We start from the raw sequence: 16,285 nt of genomic DNA, 5'->3' as shown, positions 1-16,285 counted from the left end.
GGCCCGAGCCGGTGTGGGCGCGAGGTAGCGCATCACCATTTCCATCCTCCGGAACGATGACCACACACCGGCTCGCCACCAGCATTCGCACAGGCGGCACTCTCCGGTTTTCGTGCGTCGTCGGCCGACGCTACCTGTTCCCGCCTGAATCGTGGCAGATCAGGCACTATTCACAACGGAAGGCACTCAATAGCGGCGATCCATAACACCGGCGGCGGAACCCCTACCCACAGGGCGGTTCGTAGGAGAGCTGGGGAAGGTGTCGCTCCCACCGCTCCGGGGTCATCGCGCCCCGGGTGGAGTCACAGATCCGCTTGATGACGTGCTCGGCGTCCAGGTCCCACAGCCGCACGATGTTGTCGCTCGCCGTGGCGAGGTACCGCCCATCGGGCCGAAACACCACGGACAGGGTGGTGGCGGAGATCGTCAGGGGCTGGCCGATGGCGTGCGGGTCGGCCGGGTCCGAGACGTCCCACAACCGCAGGCTCCCGTCCGCGCCACCGGTGGCCAGGATCCGTCCGTCCGGGCTGAACGCGGCCGAGCCCACCGCGGCGCCGTGTCCGGAGATCGGTTCGCCGAGGGGTTTCGCCGCCGCCGGGTCGGACAGGTCCCACAGCCGGATCGTCTTGTCCTCGCTGACGCTGGCGAGAACCTTCCCGTCCGGTGCGAACACGGCTTGGGCCACACCGCCGGTGTGCCCGGTGAGCGGCTGGCCGAGCTGCCTGGCAGCGCCGGGATCGGACACGTCCCACACCCGCAGGGTCTGGTCGCTGCTCGCCGTGACCAGCACCCGCCCGTCGGGCCGGAACCGCGCCGAGTTGACGTAGCCGTCGTGCCCGGTGAGCGGTGTGCCGAGCCGTCTCGGCCGCGTCGGGTCGGAGGGGTCCCACAGCTGGACCGACAGGTCGTCGTTGGCCGTGGCGAGAATCCGTCCGTCCGGGCTGAACGCCACCGTGGCGGAGTACCGGTTGGGCAGGGAGATGGGGTCACCGACCGGTTTCGGGTGGCTCGGCTCCTTCAGGTCCCACAACCGGACCGTCTTGTCACCGGAGCCGGTGGCCAGCAGCTTTCCGTCCGGGCTCAGGGCGACCTGCCACACGCCGCCCTGGTGCCCGGTCAGCGGTGGTCCGAGCGGCTCCGGGTCGGCGGGGTGGCTGACGTCCCACACCTGGGCGGTGCGGTCCTTGCTCACCGTGGCGAGGAACCGGCCGTCCGGGGCGAACACCGGCGTGGCCACCCTGCCGGCGTGGCCGACGAGCGTCTGGCCGGGGATCGACCACAGCCGCGCGTTGCTGTCCGCGCTTCCGGTGGCCACCGTGTGCCCGTCCGGGCTGATGCCGACGGCGAAGATGCCGCTGGTCCCGCCGGTGAGCGGTGGTCCGAGCGGCTCCGGGCGGACCGGGTCGGACAGGTTCCACACCCGGGCCGTGCCGTCGGCCGCGCCGGAGACCAGGGTCTTGCCGTCCGGGCTGAACACCACCGACCACACGGCGGCGTTGTGCCCGGTCATCGGGGCGCCCAGCGGCTCGGCCGCGGCCGGCTCGGCCACGTTCCACAGTCGCACGGTCTTGTCGTCGCTACCCGAGGCGAGGGTCCTGCCGTCCGGGCTGAACGCGACCGTGTGGAGGCCGTCGCCGTGTCCGGTCAGCGGGCCCCCGAGCGGTCGGGGGTGGGCGGGGTCGGCCACGTCCCACAACCGCACGGTGCGGTCGTCGCTCCCGCTCGCCAGGACCTTCCCGTCCGGGCTGAACGCCACCGAGCGCACCTGCGACTCGTGGCCTTCCAGCAACGGGCCGGCCGGGGTGGGGTTGGCGGGGTCGCTCACGTCCCAGATCCGGACGGTTCGGTCCTCGTTCGCGGTCGCGAGCATCTGACCGTCCGGCCGGAAGGCGACGAGGTAGTTCGTGCCGTTGCCACCGGTGAACGGCGAGCCGATGAGGGTGGGGTGGGACGGGTCGGCCAGGTTCCACAGGCGGACGTGCTTGTCGTCGCCCGCGGTGGCCAGCAGCCGGCCGCCCGGGCTGAACACGGCCGAGGTCACCCAGCTCGTGGAGCCGGTGAGGGGTTCGCCGAGCGGCTCGGGACGGGTGCGGTCGCTGATGTCCCACAGCCGGGCGGTGCGGTCGTAGCTGGCGGTGGCGAGCATGCGGCCGTCGGGGCTGAACGACGTCAGGTACACCGGGCCGCTGTGCCCCCGCAGGATGGTGGCCAGCGGCAGGGACTGGGTGGACAGCAGCCGGGTGTAGACGTCCTTGTCGTCCGGTCGCATCCGGTGCGCCACCAGGTAGAGCTGCGAGGCCAGCGAGGGATCGGAATCGTGCAGGCGGTCGGCCTCGGTCACCACCTGCCGGAACACGGCGTCGTCGCGTTGCCGCATGGCCACGGTTGCCGCCGAGGCCGCGATCAGGGCGAACACCACCACCAGGGCGACCCCGGCGCGGCGTGCCCAGACGCTGCGCCGCCACTGCCGGGCCGAGGCGGCGAGGAACTCGCGGGCCAGCGCGCTGGGTGCGGTCGAGGCGGTGTCGCCGGCCCACTGCCGGGTGTTCTCCAGCCGGGATCCGCGGTAGAGCAGGGAGGAGTCCCGGCCCTGCCGGTCCCAGGCACCGGCGTCCTCCTCCAGGCGCTGCCGGGCCAGGTGCCCGGCCCGGTCCTGGTCGAGCCAGCCGCGCAGCCGGGGCCACGCCTGCAGCAGGGCCTCGTGGGTGATCTCCGCGGAGCCGGCGTCCAGGGTCACCAGCCGGGAGCGGGCGAGCACCTCCAGGGCCTGCTCGGCGGCGGCGCGGTTCCCGGCGTGGGCGAGGACGTCCTCCCGGGTGGCGCGGCGCCGGGTGTCCTGGGTGTCCTCTCCGATACGGACCAGGCGCAGCAGTACGGCACGCGCCGCGGCCTGCCCGGTGGGGTCCAGGTCGGCCCAGGCCCGTTCGGCGGTCGCGGCGACCGCGCCCCGGATCTCGCCGGCGGTCCGGTAGCCGGCGATGGTCAGCCGGCCGGCCTCGCGTCGCTGCCAGGTGGCGAGCAGGGCGTGTGAGAGCAGCGGCAGCGCCCCGGCGTCGTTGACCGCCTGGCCGGTCCGGCCGCGCCCGCGTCCACTGTTGATGCCCAGGTCGCGCAGCAGCAGCTCCACCAGGCCGGGCTCCAGGTGGAGGCCGACCGCTCGGGCCGGGCCGGTGACGGCCTTGCGCAGTTCGGTCGCGGTCATCGGCCCGAGCACCATCTGCCGTTCCTGCAGTGCGACGGCGAGCTCGGGGTGGTCCAGGCACGGGCCGTAGAAGTCGGCCCGGATCCCGGCGACCACCGCCGCCGGTGGCCGGCCCGCGGGGTCGGCGGGCGTGCAGGTGGCATGCAGGGCGCGGACGAACAGCCGGCGCTCGTCCTCGTCCGGGCAGAGGGTGAAGACCTCCTCCAGCTGGTCGACAACGAGCACGACCCGGGCGTCATCGCCTGCGATGCGGCGCGCGTACCGGCTGAACGCCGCACGGATTTCGTGCGAGAAACGCGGGTGGACGTGATCGGGGTCCGCCTCGCCGGAATCCGTTTCGGGCGCGTCGTTCTCGGCGATCGCGTGGAGGGCGTCCCGCAGTTCCGGAATTTGCCGGGTCAGTTCCTTCATCGGGTCGACGCCGGGGGTCATCAGGATGACGGGCCAGGACGCAGACCCGGCAGTTTCGAGCATCCCTCGCGCTATTGCGGGGGTGAGCCCGGCTTTCAGCAGCGAGGATTTTCCGGCGCCGGAGGCGCCCACCAGCATGACGATTCCGCCGGTGTCCAGTGCGGTGCGCAACCGCGCCACCAGGTCGGCGGTGCTCCGCTCCCGGCCGAAGAACCATTCGGTGTCCTCGGGGCGGAAGGCGGCGAGACCGCGGTACGGGCAGGCTCCCGTATCCTCGCGGGCGGCCTCGGTGGTGCCGCCCTCCCCGTCCGTGGTGACCGGGCTGCCCAGCGCCTCCTCCCACAGCTTCCGCCAGGCGTGGAGGTCGTAGAGGTCGGGCACCAGTGCTCGCGGGCGGCGCTTGCGCGCCTCGCCGATGAGCACCGCCAGCACGGCGGCCAGGGCACCGAACCGGGCGGGCACGTTACGGCCGCGGCGCCAGTCGCTCACCCGCTGCGCGGTGACCCGGACGGGGTGACCGCGCTCGTCGGTGTGCCGGGAACGGGCTACCGACTCGGTCACCCGCTTCAGCGGCGGGTCGCCGGCCTCGGCGTACAGCAGGGCGAACCGCTCGGCGAAGACCCCGCGCGGGCCGATCGTCGGTCCCGGTGTGTCCATCGGTGCCGTCGTCCCTTTCTCGCCGCCCCGGTCCCGTCCGGACCGGAAACCACACCTTAAGGGGCTGAGCAGGCACTTCGGGTGCCCACCCCGAAGGGGGTGGTGTACCTGCTCGGCCGGCCGGGGCAGGCTCGGGTGTGCCGGTCGGCGACGGCCGGACCCGGGGGGCGATGCCCGAGGGATCGGGGGCGGCGGGCGCGCCACCGACATGGGAGGGCTGGGGGTGCTTCCGTGCCGGTGGCGTCGCCAGACGCCGGCGGAATGCAGGAACCATGGGGCGCCCAACCGATCAGACGTTGCCGGACCCGCGTCGTCCCGGCGTGCGGGGAGCTGCGGTTCTCCAGTCGCCCGCGGCTGCGGCGCTGGGACGACGGGCCCGTTTACTCGCTCGAAGCAGGTGCTTTCGAGCGCGGAAAGGACGAGTCCGGGGTCGGCACGCGAATACCGACCCCGGACTGGGTCCTCCAACGGCTCCCCTCCGCTGGAGGCTCACCACGCCAACCTCGCGCTCATCACGCATTGGGGGCACTGCGAGGGCGCGTCGAAAGGCGTGGTCGACCTCGTCGTGCGCTTACCGGAGGTTCGGGGCGCTCCGGGCGCTTCGTCGTTTCCCCTCGGCGGGGTGCACCCTGCCGCTACGCCTTCAGAGGCGGCCCTGCCGGTACGCTTCCTGGAGGGTGCGCGCGGTGGGCGAATTCGCGGCGTTGATCTCCCTGGGATTCCGCACCGGCTTGAAGAAGAGGCTGCCGAGCTGACGCACCCCGGAGTAGTACCTCTCCGCCCTGTCGAGGCACTTCGGCTTGTTGTTGCTCGTCGTGCAGGAGTCCTTCATATCGGCGAGGAACCTGTCATCGACCCTCTTCCGGGTGCTCTCGCTCTGGTCCCGGAGCCGGGTCGGGTAGTTCCAGTAGCCGAAGTCGTGGCGGCGGCAGGCGTTGCTGAAGTTGTAGTACGAGCCGTCGGAGGGCACGCCGGTACAGAGGTTGGTCTTCCAGATCAGGCCCTTGTCCTCGAAGGACTTCCCGCCGGCGTAATTGAGGAACTGGTCCATCGTCGTCTGGAAGAGCACGCAGTCGACGAGCTGCCTCAGCTCCATGTTCTGGTTACAGGTCGCCTTCGGCGCGGCCTCGGGCGCGGCACCGGCCTGGACCGTGGCCAGGGAGGTGAGGCTGCCGGCGGCGATGAGCGCGGCCACGGCCGTGCGCATGCGGAAAGAAAACACGAATCGCTCCAGTACAGTCGTTCTTGATGGTTGCTCGTGGTCGCGATAATTCGTTCACCACTCGCGGCGACTCGAAGAGAGTGACGGAGAACCGCGGGCGGAACCTCGGTCAGCACGCGTACTACCTGCCGGTAATCGACGCCTGTCGCCCACTGCGTACACCTGCTGACCCAGCGTCAGCAAAAGGGGTCTTCGGCGTGGATCACCAAAGGATCACCGGAACCGCCGGAACTCACCTATCCGCGCGCGGAGACGGCTGTCTCGCAGCTGTCGCAATCGTGGTGAGCGCTACCGATGCATGGCGGTTGGCCGATCCCGAGGTCGGGATCGGCCAACCGGTTGGGTGCGTGTACCCGAGTCCGTCACTGACAGTTCGTCACAAAGTCACCGCGGTCGGCAGCACAGAAGTTGAATCCCGAGTTGCCGTCGAGGCTGTCGTTCCCGGGGACGTTGTCCACGCCGTCGAGGGTGTCGTCACCGTCGCCACCGGAGAGGGTGTCGACGCCGCTTCCGCCCACGAGCGAGTCGTGCCCGGCGTCGCCGTTGAGGCTGTCGTTGCCGGAACCGCCGTCGAGGCTGTCGTTCTCGGTGCCCCCGTACAGGCTGTCGTTGCCCGAGCCCCCGTCCAGGCTGTCGTTCCCGGCGCCGCCGATCAGCGTGTCGTTCCCGGCCTGCCCGTAGATCGTGTCATTTCCGGCACCGCCGTCGAGGGTGTCGTTACCCGGTCCACCGATCAACGTGTCGTTGCCGGGGCTGCCGACCTGGGTGCCAATGTCGAGCCCGCCACGGCGCCCGTCACCCCGCAGGCGGTCCTTGCGCGGCCCGCCGACGAGGCGGTCGGTGCCGAGGCCACCGTCGAAGTCCACGGCGATGTCCACGTTGGGCGACAGGGTGATGGTGTCGTCCAGGTCGCCCGCGTCGACTTGGACCAGCTCGACCGGGAGCGGGCAGATTGCCGCGCCGGTCCGCCGCAGTTGGCAGGGCGCGACCGCGCGGAGCGTGTCCCCGGTGTCGCTGATCGCCAGGTGCTGTCCCTGTCTGCGGACGGTGATGTTGTTCTCCTTGCCGGTCGCCGCGGTCACCACGACGGCGTTCCCCTTCTTCTCCACGAGAGTGCCGCTGTCGGGGGCAGCGGCCGCCGGGGTGCCGGGCGAGGCACTGGCGACGCCCCCCAGGAGCCAGGTGGCGGTACAGGCCGCCGCCAGCACACCGAGGGTACGTAAGCGGTTCTTGCCCATGTCGTTCCTCACTTGTCCTTTCTGGACCGATCGGTTGGTCGCTCACCGCCGGCTGGGCCGGTCACTCAGGCCGGCAGGAGGAGACCCGTCAGGGGCAGTTGGTGACGAAGTCGCCACGGTCCGCGGCGCAGGCGTCCCGGTCGTGGCCGCCGTCGACCCGGTCGTTGCGGGACACCCCGTCCACCGCGTCGATGCGGTCGTGCCCCGGCCCGCCGAGATGGCTGTCGAAGCCCGCACTCCCGACCAGACGGTCGTTGCCGGCGCCGCCGTCAAGGAAGTCGTTCCCGGGACCGCCGTTGAGCTCGTCGGCATTGTCGGCACCTTCGAGGGTGTCGTTCCCGTTGCCGCCGGAGAGAACGTCGCGTCCCTGTCCACCGTTGAGCGTGTCGTTGCCGGGGCCTCCGGACAGGTCGTCGTTGCCCTCGTCGCCGTCGATCGTGTCGTTCCCGGAGCCGCCCACCAGGGTGTCGTCGCCCGGGCCGCCGCTGAGCGTGTCGTTCGCCTCGCCGCCCACGAGGTGGTCGTTGCCGGCAGCGCCGAAGATGGTCATGCCGGGGAGGTTGATGTTCGCGAAGACGACGTCGTTCATGTTGCCGACGTGGACGATGATGGCGGTCGTGTTCGCGGCGGGACAGCTCGCCTGGTTGCCGGTCAGCGTGCACTCGCCGCTGACCTTGGTGGCCGCGTTGCGGTCGCTCACCCAGTAGCGGTCGCCGACCTGGAAGATCGTGATGTCGTTGGCGACGTTCGGGGACGCCACGACCACGATCTCGGTGCCGGCCTTGACCACCAGCGTCTCGCCGCTGGTCGGCGCCGCGGGCAGTGCCCCGGCCGCCTGGCCGGTCGCGGCGAGGAGCGGAAACTGCAGGCATGCGCTTGCGCCCACCATCAGGGCGCGGGACAGAACCTTCATGTGACTCCCTCCGGTCCTACGGACTGCGTCCTTTGCGTCGCGAGGGACCCCCGAGGCATGGCATGACGAGCCCCTCGGTTGCGTGGTTGTCCGTACGGTGCAACGCCTTTCGGCGTTTGGCGGCGGCTGGGTCTGGGGTGACAACGGAAAGGCTTCGACCACTGGCGTGAATACGTACCCTCCGCGGCGATCAACTTCGGTCACTGACCGTACTGGAACGTGTCACGCCGGAAAGCGGCCAATCGCTGCCGAGCGGAGCGTCCCGGTGGACGCAGGGCGAGGCAGCCGAACGCCGAACCTGATGTGGAGGAAACGAACCGAGCGCAATGCACGCCGTTGGGCGATCGCTCGACAAAACTACTGAAAGTTGTCACGCGAACCGGCAGCGCGATCATTGCCCGTCATCGCGTCGGATCCGAACACTGCTCTCACAATCCGGGACAGGAGTGAGGAAGATCCTGCTCGAGGGCGCAGATGCGTCAGGTACGGTGGCGGTCATGCCCGAAACCCAGCCCCGCCCACGACCAGTCGCGTCTCACTATCTGGGAGCGCACGGGGTATGGGTCGAGCTTCCACTGCCCGCCCCGCGGGTGGCGAGCCCGAACACAAGCGGGGCCGCGGGGCCGGAAGATTTTCTCCCGCTCATGCGGGTCGTTGCCGGTAACTCGTCGTGAGCCGGTCGGCCCACGAGATCGCCGCAAAGCACGAACGGCTATTTCTCCGGGCACCGTAGGGAACAGTAGCCCGAATCCCGACGCACGTCGCACGCGTGCGTTATTCGGGCGCTTCGAATGAGCACTTTCCATCGTTGGGGTCACCACATGTCCGCGCCTCCTGGACCAACACCGACCGACGCCCGCCCGGCCGCGGCGGAGCCCACCCGTACCGGGGTCGATGACGGTAGCCGCCTACTGGGGCACGGCCTCCGGCAGCGGCACCTCGCCATGATCGCGCTGGGCGGGGTCATCGGTGCGGGCCTGTTCGTGGGCTCCCGTGCCGGTATCGCCGCGGCCGGGCCGTCGATCGTGCTGGGCTACCTGCTCGCCGGTGGCCTGGTGATGCTGATGATGCGGATCCTGGGCGAGATGTCCGCGGCCGCACCCGCCGCCGGGTCGTTCTCGGTCTACGCCGAGCGGGCGATCGGCCCGTGGGCCGGTCTGACCAGCGGGTGGATGTACTGGTCGCTGCTGGTCGTCGGGGTGGGGATCGAGGCCATCGGCGCCGCGGAGATCGTGCACGGCTGGGTGCCGATGGTGCCGCCGTGGGCGTGGATCCTGCTCATCATGATCGTGTTCTGCGGCACCAACCTGGCCGCGGTGCGCAATTTCGGCGAGGCGGAGTTCTGGTTCGCCGCGCTGAAGATCGGCGCGATCGTGTTCTTCCTGGTCCTGGGGTCGCTGGCGATCCTCGGTGTGCTGCCGGGGACCCCGGCACCGGGGCTGTCCCACCTCACCGGTGACGGCGGGCTGTTCCCGAACGGAACGGGCGGGTTCGTGGCCGGCCTGCTGACCGCCGTCGCCGCCTACGCCGGGCTGGAGACGGTGACCATCGCCGCGGCCGAGTCCGAGCGCCCCTCGGAGGCGGTCGGTAAGGCGGTGCGCTCGGCGATCTGGCGGATCCTGGTGTTCTACGTCGGCTCGATGGCGGTGATCGTCACGCTGCTGCCGTGGAACGCGTCGGAACTGAAGAACGCCGGCCCGTATGTCGCGGTGCTGGACCGCCTCCAGATTCCCGGGGCGGGCCAGATCATGAACGTGGTCGTTCTGATCGCACTGCTCTCGGCGATCAACGCCAACATCTACGGGTCCTCCCGGATGGCGTTCTCGTTGGTGCGGCGCGGGCAGGGACCGCGGGTGCTTGCCGGGGTGACCGCGGGCGTGCCGCGCAGGGCGGTGCTCGCGTCCTCCGCGTTCGGGTTCTTCACGGTGCTGCTCGCCTATTGGTGGCCGGACACGGTGTTCCGGTGGCTGCTCAATGCCGTTGGTGGGGCGACTTTGGTGGTCTGGGCTTTCACCGCGGTGTCGCAGTTGCGGTTGCGGCGGCGCCTGGAACGCGAGGCACCGGAGAAGCTGGTGGCACGGATGCCGTGGCATCCCTACCTGACCTGGCTGTCGGTGGCCGGAATCGGGGCGGTGCTCGTGCTGATGGGGATGAATGAGGAGACGCGCGTGCAGCTGGTGACGACCGCGGTGGTCGCCGGTGCGCTGGCGCTGAGCGGGTGGCTTCGCCAGCGCAGGCTTGCGGCGCGGTAGCGAGCGCGCTTGCAAGGAAGTGGCCCCAGGCCCGGTAGATGATCGGCCCGGGGCCGCTGTGTCCGGAGTAGCCACTCGCCCACGGAGGGTGGCCACCTCCCGTTGCGATGCTGTCTCCGCGCACGGCGAGCAACAATGGCACCGCTGACGGAATCCTCAGCTGTTGATCTCGACCTTGTTGTGCAACTCACCACATATCTGGCGGTGATCAGTCCAATCCGGAGAAAACGACTTGTTCTCCAGTGTGGTCGAGGTCTTAGCGTCGAGCTATGACCGCAGACCCACCGTCCCGCGCGGGACGGCGAGAATGGGCCGGGCTCGCCGTTCTCATGCTGCCGACGGTGTTGCTGGCCGTCGACATGAGCGTGCTCCACCTGGCGTTGCCGAAGCTGAGTGCCGACCTGCAGCCCAGCAGCGCACAGTTGCTGTGGATCACCGACATCTACGGCTTCCTCGTCGCCGGTTTCCTCATTCCGATGGGCGTGCTGGGCGACCGCATCGGCCGGCGGCGGCTGCTGTTGATCGGTACGGTGGCGTTCGGGCTGGTCTCGCTCCTGGCCGCCTACGCACCGACGGCGGGCGCACTCATCGCCGCGAGGGCGCTGCTGGGCGTCGCGGGGGCGACACTGATGCCCTCGACGATGTCCCTGATCCGCAACATGTTCCACGACCCAGCGCAACGCACGGTCGCCATCAGCGTGTGGATGACCGGCTTCATGGGCGGTATGGCGATCGGGCCGCTCGTCGGTGGGATCCTGCTGGAGCACTTCTGGTGGGGCTCGGTCTTCATGCTCAATGTGCCGATCATGGCGGTGCTGATCGTGGCGGGACCGCTGTTGCTGCCCGAGTACCGGGACCCCGCGCCCGGCCGGATCGACCTGCTCAGCGCCGTGCTGTGCCTCGCCGCCGTGATCGCCATGATCTACGGGCTCAAGGAGATCGCGGCATACGGTTTCGGACCGGAGGCCGTCCTGGCGTTCCTCGCCGGGGTCGTGCTGGCCGTGGTGTTCGTCCGGCGGCAGCGCGTGCTCGCCAATCCCCTGCTCGACATGAACCTGTTCCGGATAAGGAAGTTCAGCGCGTCGATCGTCACGCTGATGCTCGTCGTGCTCATCGCGCCGGGCGTTGGTTTCCTCATTGCGCAGTACATGCAGCTCGTGCTCGGGCTGACGCCGCTGCAGGCGGGCCTGTGGACGCTCCCGCCGGTGATGACGGTCGTCGTCGGGTTCCTGGGCGCGCCGCGGCTCGCCCGCCGGTACCGCCCGGGGATCCTCGCGGCCGTTGGGCTCCTGCTCGCCGCCCCGGGAATGGCACTGCTGGCCCTGTCCGGGGGCCCGGGCAGCCTGGCGATCATGGTGGCCGGGCAGATGCTGTTCTACCTGGGCTGCTCCCCGCTGGTCGTACTCGGGATCGACATGGTCGTCGGGGCGGCACCGCCGGAGCGTGCCGGGGCGGCCGCCGCGCTGTCGGAAACCGTCCAGGAGTTCGGGGGCGCGGCGGGACTGGCCATCTTCGGAAGCATCGCCACCGCCATCTACCGGGCACAGGTCTCCCTGCCTCAAGGGATCCCGGGGGCGGCCGCGGAGGCGGCGCGGGACACCCTCGGCGGGGCGGTCGCGGCCGCGGCCCAGCTCCCCGACCAGCTCGCCGCAGGTCTGCTGCGCACCGCTCGGGACGCGTTCACCAACGGACTGCATGTCGCGGCCTTCACCGCCACGGTGATCGTGTTGGCGGCCTCGGCGCTGTCTGCCGTGCTGCTCCGGCACGTCCCCCCGACATCGGCAGGTGAGCAGACGGAGCCGGCCGCGGACCAGCCCGAGAAGGAGGAAATGACCTCGCTGGCAAGCAATTCATAGCCTGCTCAGCAAGCTGGGTCCCGTCCCGGCCATCCGGCGGAACCCCGTCATGGGATCGACTGGCGAGGCGAAGCGCCAGGCCGCAGGCTCCCTGTGTAGTGAAGCGAGGGAGCCACATGACCGAGACGGGTGACGGGGCCGGGACGGTCGCCGTCCTCGGGGCGGGTGCGATGGGGTCGGCACTGGCCACCCCGCTGCGCGCCGCCGGCTGGGAAGTGCGGTTGTGGGGAACCGCCTACGACGAGCACCTCCTGGACGCGTGCGCCGCCGGCCAACCGCACCCCCGTACGGGGGTACCGGTTCCTGCCGGGGTTCGCCTGTACCGCAGCGATGAGTTCGCCGAAGCCCTGCACGGCGTCGACACGGTGGTCCTCTCGACGTCTTCGGCGGGTGTCGTGGACACCACGGCGGCGGCGACCCCCTACCTCACCGGCGTACGTGCCCTGCTGCTGACGAGCAAGGGGTTCGCGGCGAACGCGGAAGGGCGGGTGGGGCCGCTCCACAAGGCGGTACAGGCCACCATCCAGGCTCAGGGTTGGGAGCCGGTCCCGGTCATCGTGGTCGGTGGGCCGTGTCTGGCCACCGAGGTTGCTGCAGGACGGCCCACCGCAGCGGTTTTCGGCTGTGCCGATCGCGCACTCGCCCAGCGGTACGCGACCCGAATGGGCACGGATGTATACCGAGCCCATGCCACCGAGGACGAGACCGGCGTGGAGCTGTGCTCCTCACTGAAGAACGTGTACGCGATCGCGTTGGGGATCACGGACGGGCTCAGCAAGGGCGGTCATCAGCCGTCGGACAACCTCAAGGGGGCGGTGTTCGCGCGAGCGGTGACCGAGATGGTGTTCCTGGTCGAGGCCCTGGGTGGGGAGGCCAGCACGGCGTACGGGCTGGCCGGGGCCGGGGATCTTGAGGTGACGGGAATGTCCGGCCGAAACAAGATCTACGGGAGCCGGGTGGGAGCGGGGCAGGCACCGACCACCGCGCTCGCCGAGATGGCGGCAGCGGAGCAGACGGTGGAAGGTGTGCCGGCCGCACGTCTGGCGAAACGTTTGGTCGACCAACGCCTGGAGGGTGCCTGGCCCCGCCTCCCGCTCCTGCGGACAATGATTGGCCTAGTGGATGGGAAGGCCACGGTGAGTGATGTGGTTGCCGCGGCCCTGCCGAGACTGTGAGGCGGTGCCGGAACCGGCTCAGGGCGGAGGAAGCTGGTAGCGGTCAGCCCGTACGGGGGCTAAGAAGGACGCCCACTCGGCGGGACCGAAGGATACGACGGGACCACTCGGGTTCTTGGAGTCCCGCACGCCGATGCTGGTGACGCGCCGGGGTGTCCGTGCGGTGCGAGGTCGATCGGCAGAACGACCGCGCCACGCTCCTCTTCGGTAGCCAGGAGGACTACGTGCTCTCCCTGGAGAGCACGAGTCTGGCCGAGGTGCTGTCTCTCGGCCAACGCGCGCTTAACGAACTGGAGTCCGAGCCTGCGCCCTGTTAGGCGCTCGCCGACTCCATCTCCTCGAGGCCGAGCGTGTGGCGGAGGAACTGGCCGGTGTAACTGTCCTCGTCCTCCGCCACGTCCTCGGGCGTTCCGGTGGAGATCACCGTTCCACCGCCGGAGCCGCCTTCCGGCCCCATGTCGATGAGCCAGTCCGCGGTCTTGATGACGTCGAGGTTGTGCTCGATGACGATGACCGTGTTCCCCTTGTCCACCAGGCCGCTGATGACAGCCAGCAGCTTGCGGATGTCCTCGAAGTGCAGGCCCGTCGTGGGCTCGTCGAGGATGTACACCGTCTTCCCCGTCGACCGCTTCTGTAGCTCACTGGCCAGCTTCACGCGCTGCGCCTCACCACCGGACAGCGTCGGCGCCGGCTGTCCCAGCCGCACGTAACCCAGGCCCACATCCACCAGGGTGCGCAGGTGCCGGTGGATGGCGTTGATCGGCTGGAAGAACTCGCACGCCTCCTCGATCGGCATGTCCAGCACTTCCGAGATCGTCTTGCCCTTGTAGTGCACCTCCAGGGTTTCCCGGTTGTACCGGGCCCCCTTGCACACCTCGCACGGCACGTAGACGTCCGGCAGGAAGTTCATCTCGATCTTGATCGTGCCGTCGCCCGCGCACGCCTCGCAGCGCCCGCCCTTGACGTTGAACGAGAACCGGCCGGGCTGGTAGCCACGAACCTTCGCCTCCGTCGTGGCGGCGAACAGCTTGCGGATGTGGTCGAACACGCCGGTGTAGGTCGCCGGGTTGGAACGCGGGGTCCGGCCGATCGGCGACTGGTCGACCTGCACCAGCTTGTCCACGTGGTGCAACCCGTTGACCCGCGTGTGCCGGCCGGGTACCAGGCGTGCGCCGTTCAGCTTGTTCGCCAGCACCCGCGCCAAAATGTCGTTCACCAGGGTCGACTTGCCGGACCCGGACACGCCGGTGACAGACACCAAACATCCCAGCGGGAACGACACATCGATGCCGCGCAGGTTGTGTTCCCGCGCGCCGACCACGGTGAGCTGACGCTTGCGGTCCACCGCACGCCGTGTGGTCGGCACCGGGATGCGCTTGCGGCCCGACAGGTACGCACCCGTCAGCGAGTTCGCGTGCGACAACAGACCCTCGACCGGGCCGCTGTGCACGATGCGGCCGCCGTGTTCCCCCGCTCCCGGACCGATGTCCACCACCCAGTCCGAGGTGCGGATGGTGTCCTCGTCGTGTTCGACGACGATCAGGGTGTTGCCGAGGTCGCGCAGCCTCGTCAGGGTGTCGATGAGCCGGTGATTGTCCCGCTGGTGCAAGCCGATCGAGGGCTCGTCCAGCACGTAGAGCACACCGACCAGCCCGGACCCGATCTGGGTGGCCAGGCGGATCCGCTGTGCCTCGCCACCGGAGAGCGTGCCGGACGCTCGATCCAGGGAGAGGTAGTCCAGGCCCACGTCGAGCAGGAAGCCCAGCCGTGCGTGGACCTCCTTGAGCACCCGCGCCGCGATCATCCGTTCCCGTTCGCCGAGCACGAGATCGGACAGGAACTCCGCGCAGTCGGCCACGCTCATCGCGCAGACCTCGGCGATGGACTTCTCGCCCAGCTCGGCGTGTTCCAGGGTGACCGCGAGGATTTCCGGCCTGAGCCGGCTGCCCTGGCAGGCTGGGCAGGGCACCTCCCGCATGTAGCCCTCGTACTTCTCGCGCATGTACTCGGACTCGGTCTGCTCGAGCCTGCGCTCCAGGAACGGGATCACGCCCTCGAAGTGGGCGTAGTAGGAACGTTGGCGGCCGTAACGGTTGCGGTAGCGGATATAGACCTGCTCGTCGATGCCGTGCAGCACCGCCTTCTGCGCCCGGGCCGGCAGCCGCCGCCACGGCACGTCCATCCGGAATCCGACCACCTCCGACAGCGCCTCCAGCAGGCGGGTGAAGTACTCGGCGGTGTGGCCGGTGTTCCAGGGCGCGATGGCGCCGTCTTCCAGGGAAAGCTCGTCGTCGGGGACGACCAGCTCGGGGTCGACCTCCTTGCGTACACCGATGCCGGTGCACTCCGGACAGGCGCCGTAGGGCGAGTTGAACGAGAACGACCGCGGCTCCAGGTCCTCCACGGCCAGGGGATGACCGTTGGGGCAGGCCATCTTCTCGGAGAAGCCGCGCTCGCGGTGCGGATCGTTCTCCGGCAGGTCGACGAACTCCAGCACCACGATGCCGTCGGCGAGCCGCAGTGCCGTCTCCACCGAGTCGGTGAGACGTTGCTTGGCGGTGGGCTTGACGCTGAGCCGGTCGACCACGACCGAGATCTCGTGCTTCTCCTGCTTCTTCAGCTTGGGCGGCTCGGTGAGCGGGTGGACCGTGCCGTCGACCCGGACCCGGGAGAAGCCCTGGGTCTGCAGTTGGGAGAACAGGTCGACGTACTCGCCCTTGCGGCCGCGCACCACCGGCGCCAGCACCTGGAAGCGGGTGCCGGCCTCCATCGCCAGGACCTGGTCGACGATCTGTTGCGGGGTCTGCCGGCTGATCAGCTCGCCACAGGTCGGGCAGTGCGGCTTGCCCGCCCGGGAGTAGAGCAGCCGCAGGTAGTCGTAGATCTCGGTGATCGTGCCGACCGTGGACCGTGGGTTGCGGGAGGTGGACTTCTGGTCGATCGACACCGCGGGCGACAGGCCCTCGATGAAGTCGACGTCCGGCTTGTCCATCTGGCCCAGGAACTGCCGGGCATAGGCCGACAGCGACTCCACGTACCGGCGCTGCCCCTCGGCGAAGATCGTGTCGAACGCCAGGCTGGACTTGCCCGACCCGGACAGGCCCGTGAACACGATGAGGCTGTCCCGCGGCAGCTCCAGGTCCACACCACGCAGGTTGTGCTCACGGGCGCCGCGAACGACGAGTCGGTCGGCCACTGGGACAGGTCCCTTCGGATCAGGTCCGGTGTGATGGGTTGGGGGTCGTCAGCCGCGCGCACCGCGCGGCAGCCGACCCAGACAGCCGACGACCACTCTAGGCCCGCTCTCTGACAACAACCGGGCGGACGGGTCCGGTCTTCCCCAGTCGATCTCGGACCTG

The 16,285-nt window shown here is 69.8% G+C and carries 9 protein-coding genes and 1 pseudogene; 4 read left to right on the top strand and 6 right to left on the bottom strand.

The window, feature by feature from the left end:
* Positions 1 to 223: 223 nt before the first annotated feature.
* The 4 genes from IEY55_RS22460 to IEY55_RS32175 all read right to left on the bottom strand — a co-directional run bounded on the left by IEY55_RS22460 (position 224) and on the right by IEY55_RS32175 (position 7,643).
* Complete coding sequence (locus IEY55_RS22460) at positions 224 to 4,270, bottom strand: nSTAND1 domain-containing NTPase (protein ID WP_189060510.1); 4,047 nt, start codon at positions 4,268 to 4,270, stop codon at positions 224 to 226.
* 643 nt (positions 4,271 to 4,913) lie between these two features.
* A complete protein-coding gene (locus tag IEY55_RS22455; RefSeq protein WP_189060509.1) occupies positions 4,914 to 5,477 on the bottom strand; it encodes a phospholipase A2 in 564 nt (187 codons plus the stop codon).
* A 377-nt stretch (positions 5,478 to 5,854) separates the two neighbouring features.
* Positions 5,855 to 6,730 carry a calcium-binding protein gene (locus IEY55_RS22450; RefSeq protein ID WP_189060508.1) on the bottom strand — a complete coding sequence of 292 codons (876 nt, stop codon included), beginning with the start codon at positions 6,728 to 6,730 and terminating at the stop codon, positions 5,855 to 5,857.
* 88 nt (positions 6,731 to 6,818) lie between these two features.
* Positions 6,819 to 7,643 carry a calcium-binding protein gene (locus IEY55_RS32175; protein ID WP_229686642.1) on the bottom strand — a complete coding sequence of 275 codons (825 nt, stop codon included), beginning with the start codon at positions 7,641 to 7,643 and terminating at the stop codon, positions 6,819 to 6,821.
* A gap of 821 nt (positions 7,644 to 8,464) precedes the next feature.
* Between IEY55_RS32175 and IEY55_RS22440 the strand changes: the two genes are divergently transcribed.
* The 3 genes from IEY55_RS22440 to IEY55_RS22430 all read left to right on the top strand — a co-directional run bounded on the left by IEY55_RS22440 (position 8,465) and on the right by IEY55_RS22430 (position 12,926).
* Positions 8,465 to 9,895 carry an amino acid permease gene (locus IEY55_RS22440; RefSeq protein WP_189060507.1) on the top strand — a complete coding sequence of 477 codons (1,431 nt, stop codon included), beginning with the start codon at positions 8,465 to 8,467 and terminating at the stop codon, positions 9,893 to 9,895.
* 269 nt (positions 9,896 to 10,164) lie between these two features.
* Positions 10,165 to 11,751, top strand: a complete 1,587-nt coding sequence (locus tag IEY55_RS22435; RefSeq protein ID WP_189060506.1) for an MFS transporter — start codon at positions 10,165 to 10,167, stop codon at positions 11,749 to 11,751.
* A 116-nt stretch (positions 11,752 to 11,867) separates the two neighbouring features.
* Positions 11,868 to 12,926: an NAD(P)H-dependent glycerol-3-phosphate dehydrogenase gene (locus IEY55_RS22430; RefSeq protein ID WP_189060505.1), complete on the top strand. Its 1,059-nt coding sequence runs from the start codon at positions 11,868 to 11,870 to the stop codon at positions 12,924 to 12,926.
* Between the two features lie 18 nt (positions 12,927 to 12,944).
* Here the strand turns inward: IEY55_RS22430 and IEY55_RS33070 are convergent.
* Positions 12,945 to 13,064, bottom strand: a pseudogene (locus tag IEY55_RS33070) (DUF397 domain-containing protein); the annotation flags it as partial.
* A gap of 20 nt (positions 13,065 to 13,084) precedes the next feature.
* On the opposite strand from IEY55_RS33070, the gene IEY55_RS22420 reads away from it, so the two are divergent.
* Complete coding sequence (locus IEY55_RS22420; protein ID WP_189060504.1) at positions 13,085 to 13,243, top strand: hypothetical protein; 159 nt, start codon at positions 13,085 to 13,087, stop codon at positions 13,241 to 13,243.
* On the opposite strand, the gene uvrA is transcribed toward IEY55_RS22420, so the two are convergent.
* On the bottom strand, positions 13,240 to 16,122 hold the full coding sequence (uvrA, locus tag IEY55_RS22415; RefSeq protein ID WP_189060503.1) for an excinuclease ABC subunit UvrA: 2,883 nt from the start codon (positions 16,120 to 16,122) through the stop codon (positions 13,240 to 13,242). The genes IEY55_RS22420 and uvrA overlap by 4 nt on opposite strands.
* Positions 16,123 to 16,285 lie beyond the last annotated feature (163 nt).

This window comes from Longimycelium tulufanense, from assembly GCF_014645795.1.
In the GTDB taxonomy this organism is placed as follows: domain Bacteria; phylum Actinomycetota; class Actinomycetes; order Mycobacteriales; family Pseudonocardiaceae; genus Longimycelium; species Longimycelium tulufanense.
This window is presented reverse-complemented; position numbering and strand designations above follow the sequence as displayed.

Bases quoted from the DNA above. Each gene is read 5' to 3' on its own strand.
- IEY55_RS22450 (WP_189060508.1), bottom strand. From the start codon at position 6,730: ATGGGCAAGAACCGCTTACGTACCCTCGGTGTGCTGGCGGCGGCCTGT.
- IEY55_RS22440 (WP_189060507.1), top strand. From the start codon at position 8,465: ATGTCCGCGCCTCCTGGACCAACACCGACCGACGCCCGCCCGGCCGCG.
- IEY55_RS22460 (WP_189060510.1), bottom strand. From the start codon at position 4,270: ATGGACACACCGGGACCGACGATCGGCCCGCGCGGGGTCTTCGCCGAG.
- IEY55_RS22430 (WP_189060505.1), top strand. From the start codon at position 11,868: ATGACCGAGACGGGTGACGGGGCCGGGACGGTCGCCGTCCTCGGGGCG.
- IEY55_RS22455 (WP_189060509.1), bottom strand. From the start codon at position 5,477: ATGCGCACGGCCGTGGCCGCGCTCATCGCCGCCGGCAGCCTCACCTCC.
- IEY55_RS32175 (WP_229686642.1), bottom strand. From the start codon at position 7,643: ATGAAGGTTCTGTCCCGCGCCCTGATGGTGGGCGCAAGCGCATGCCTG.
- IEY55_RS22435 (WP_189060506.1), top strand. From the start codon at position 10,165: ATGACCGCAGACCCACCGTCCCGCGCGGGACGGCGAGAATGGGCCGGG.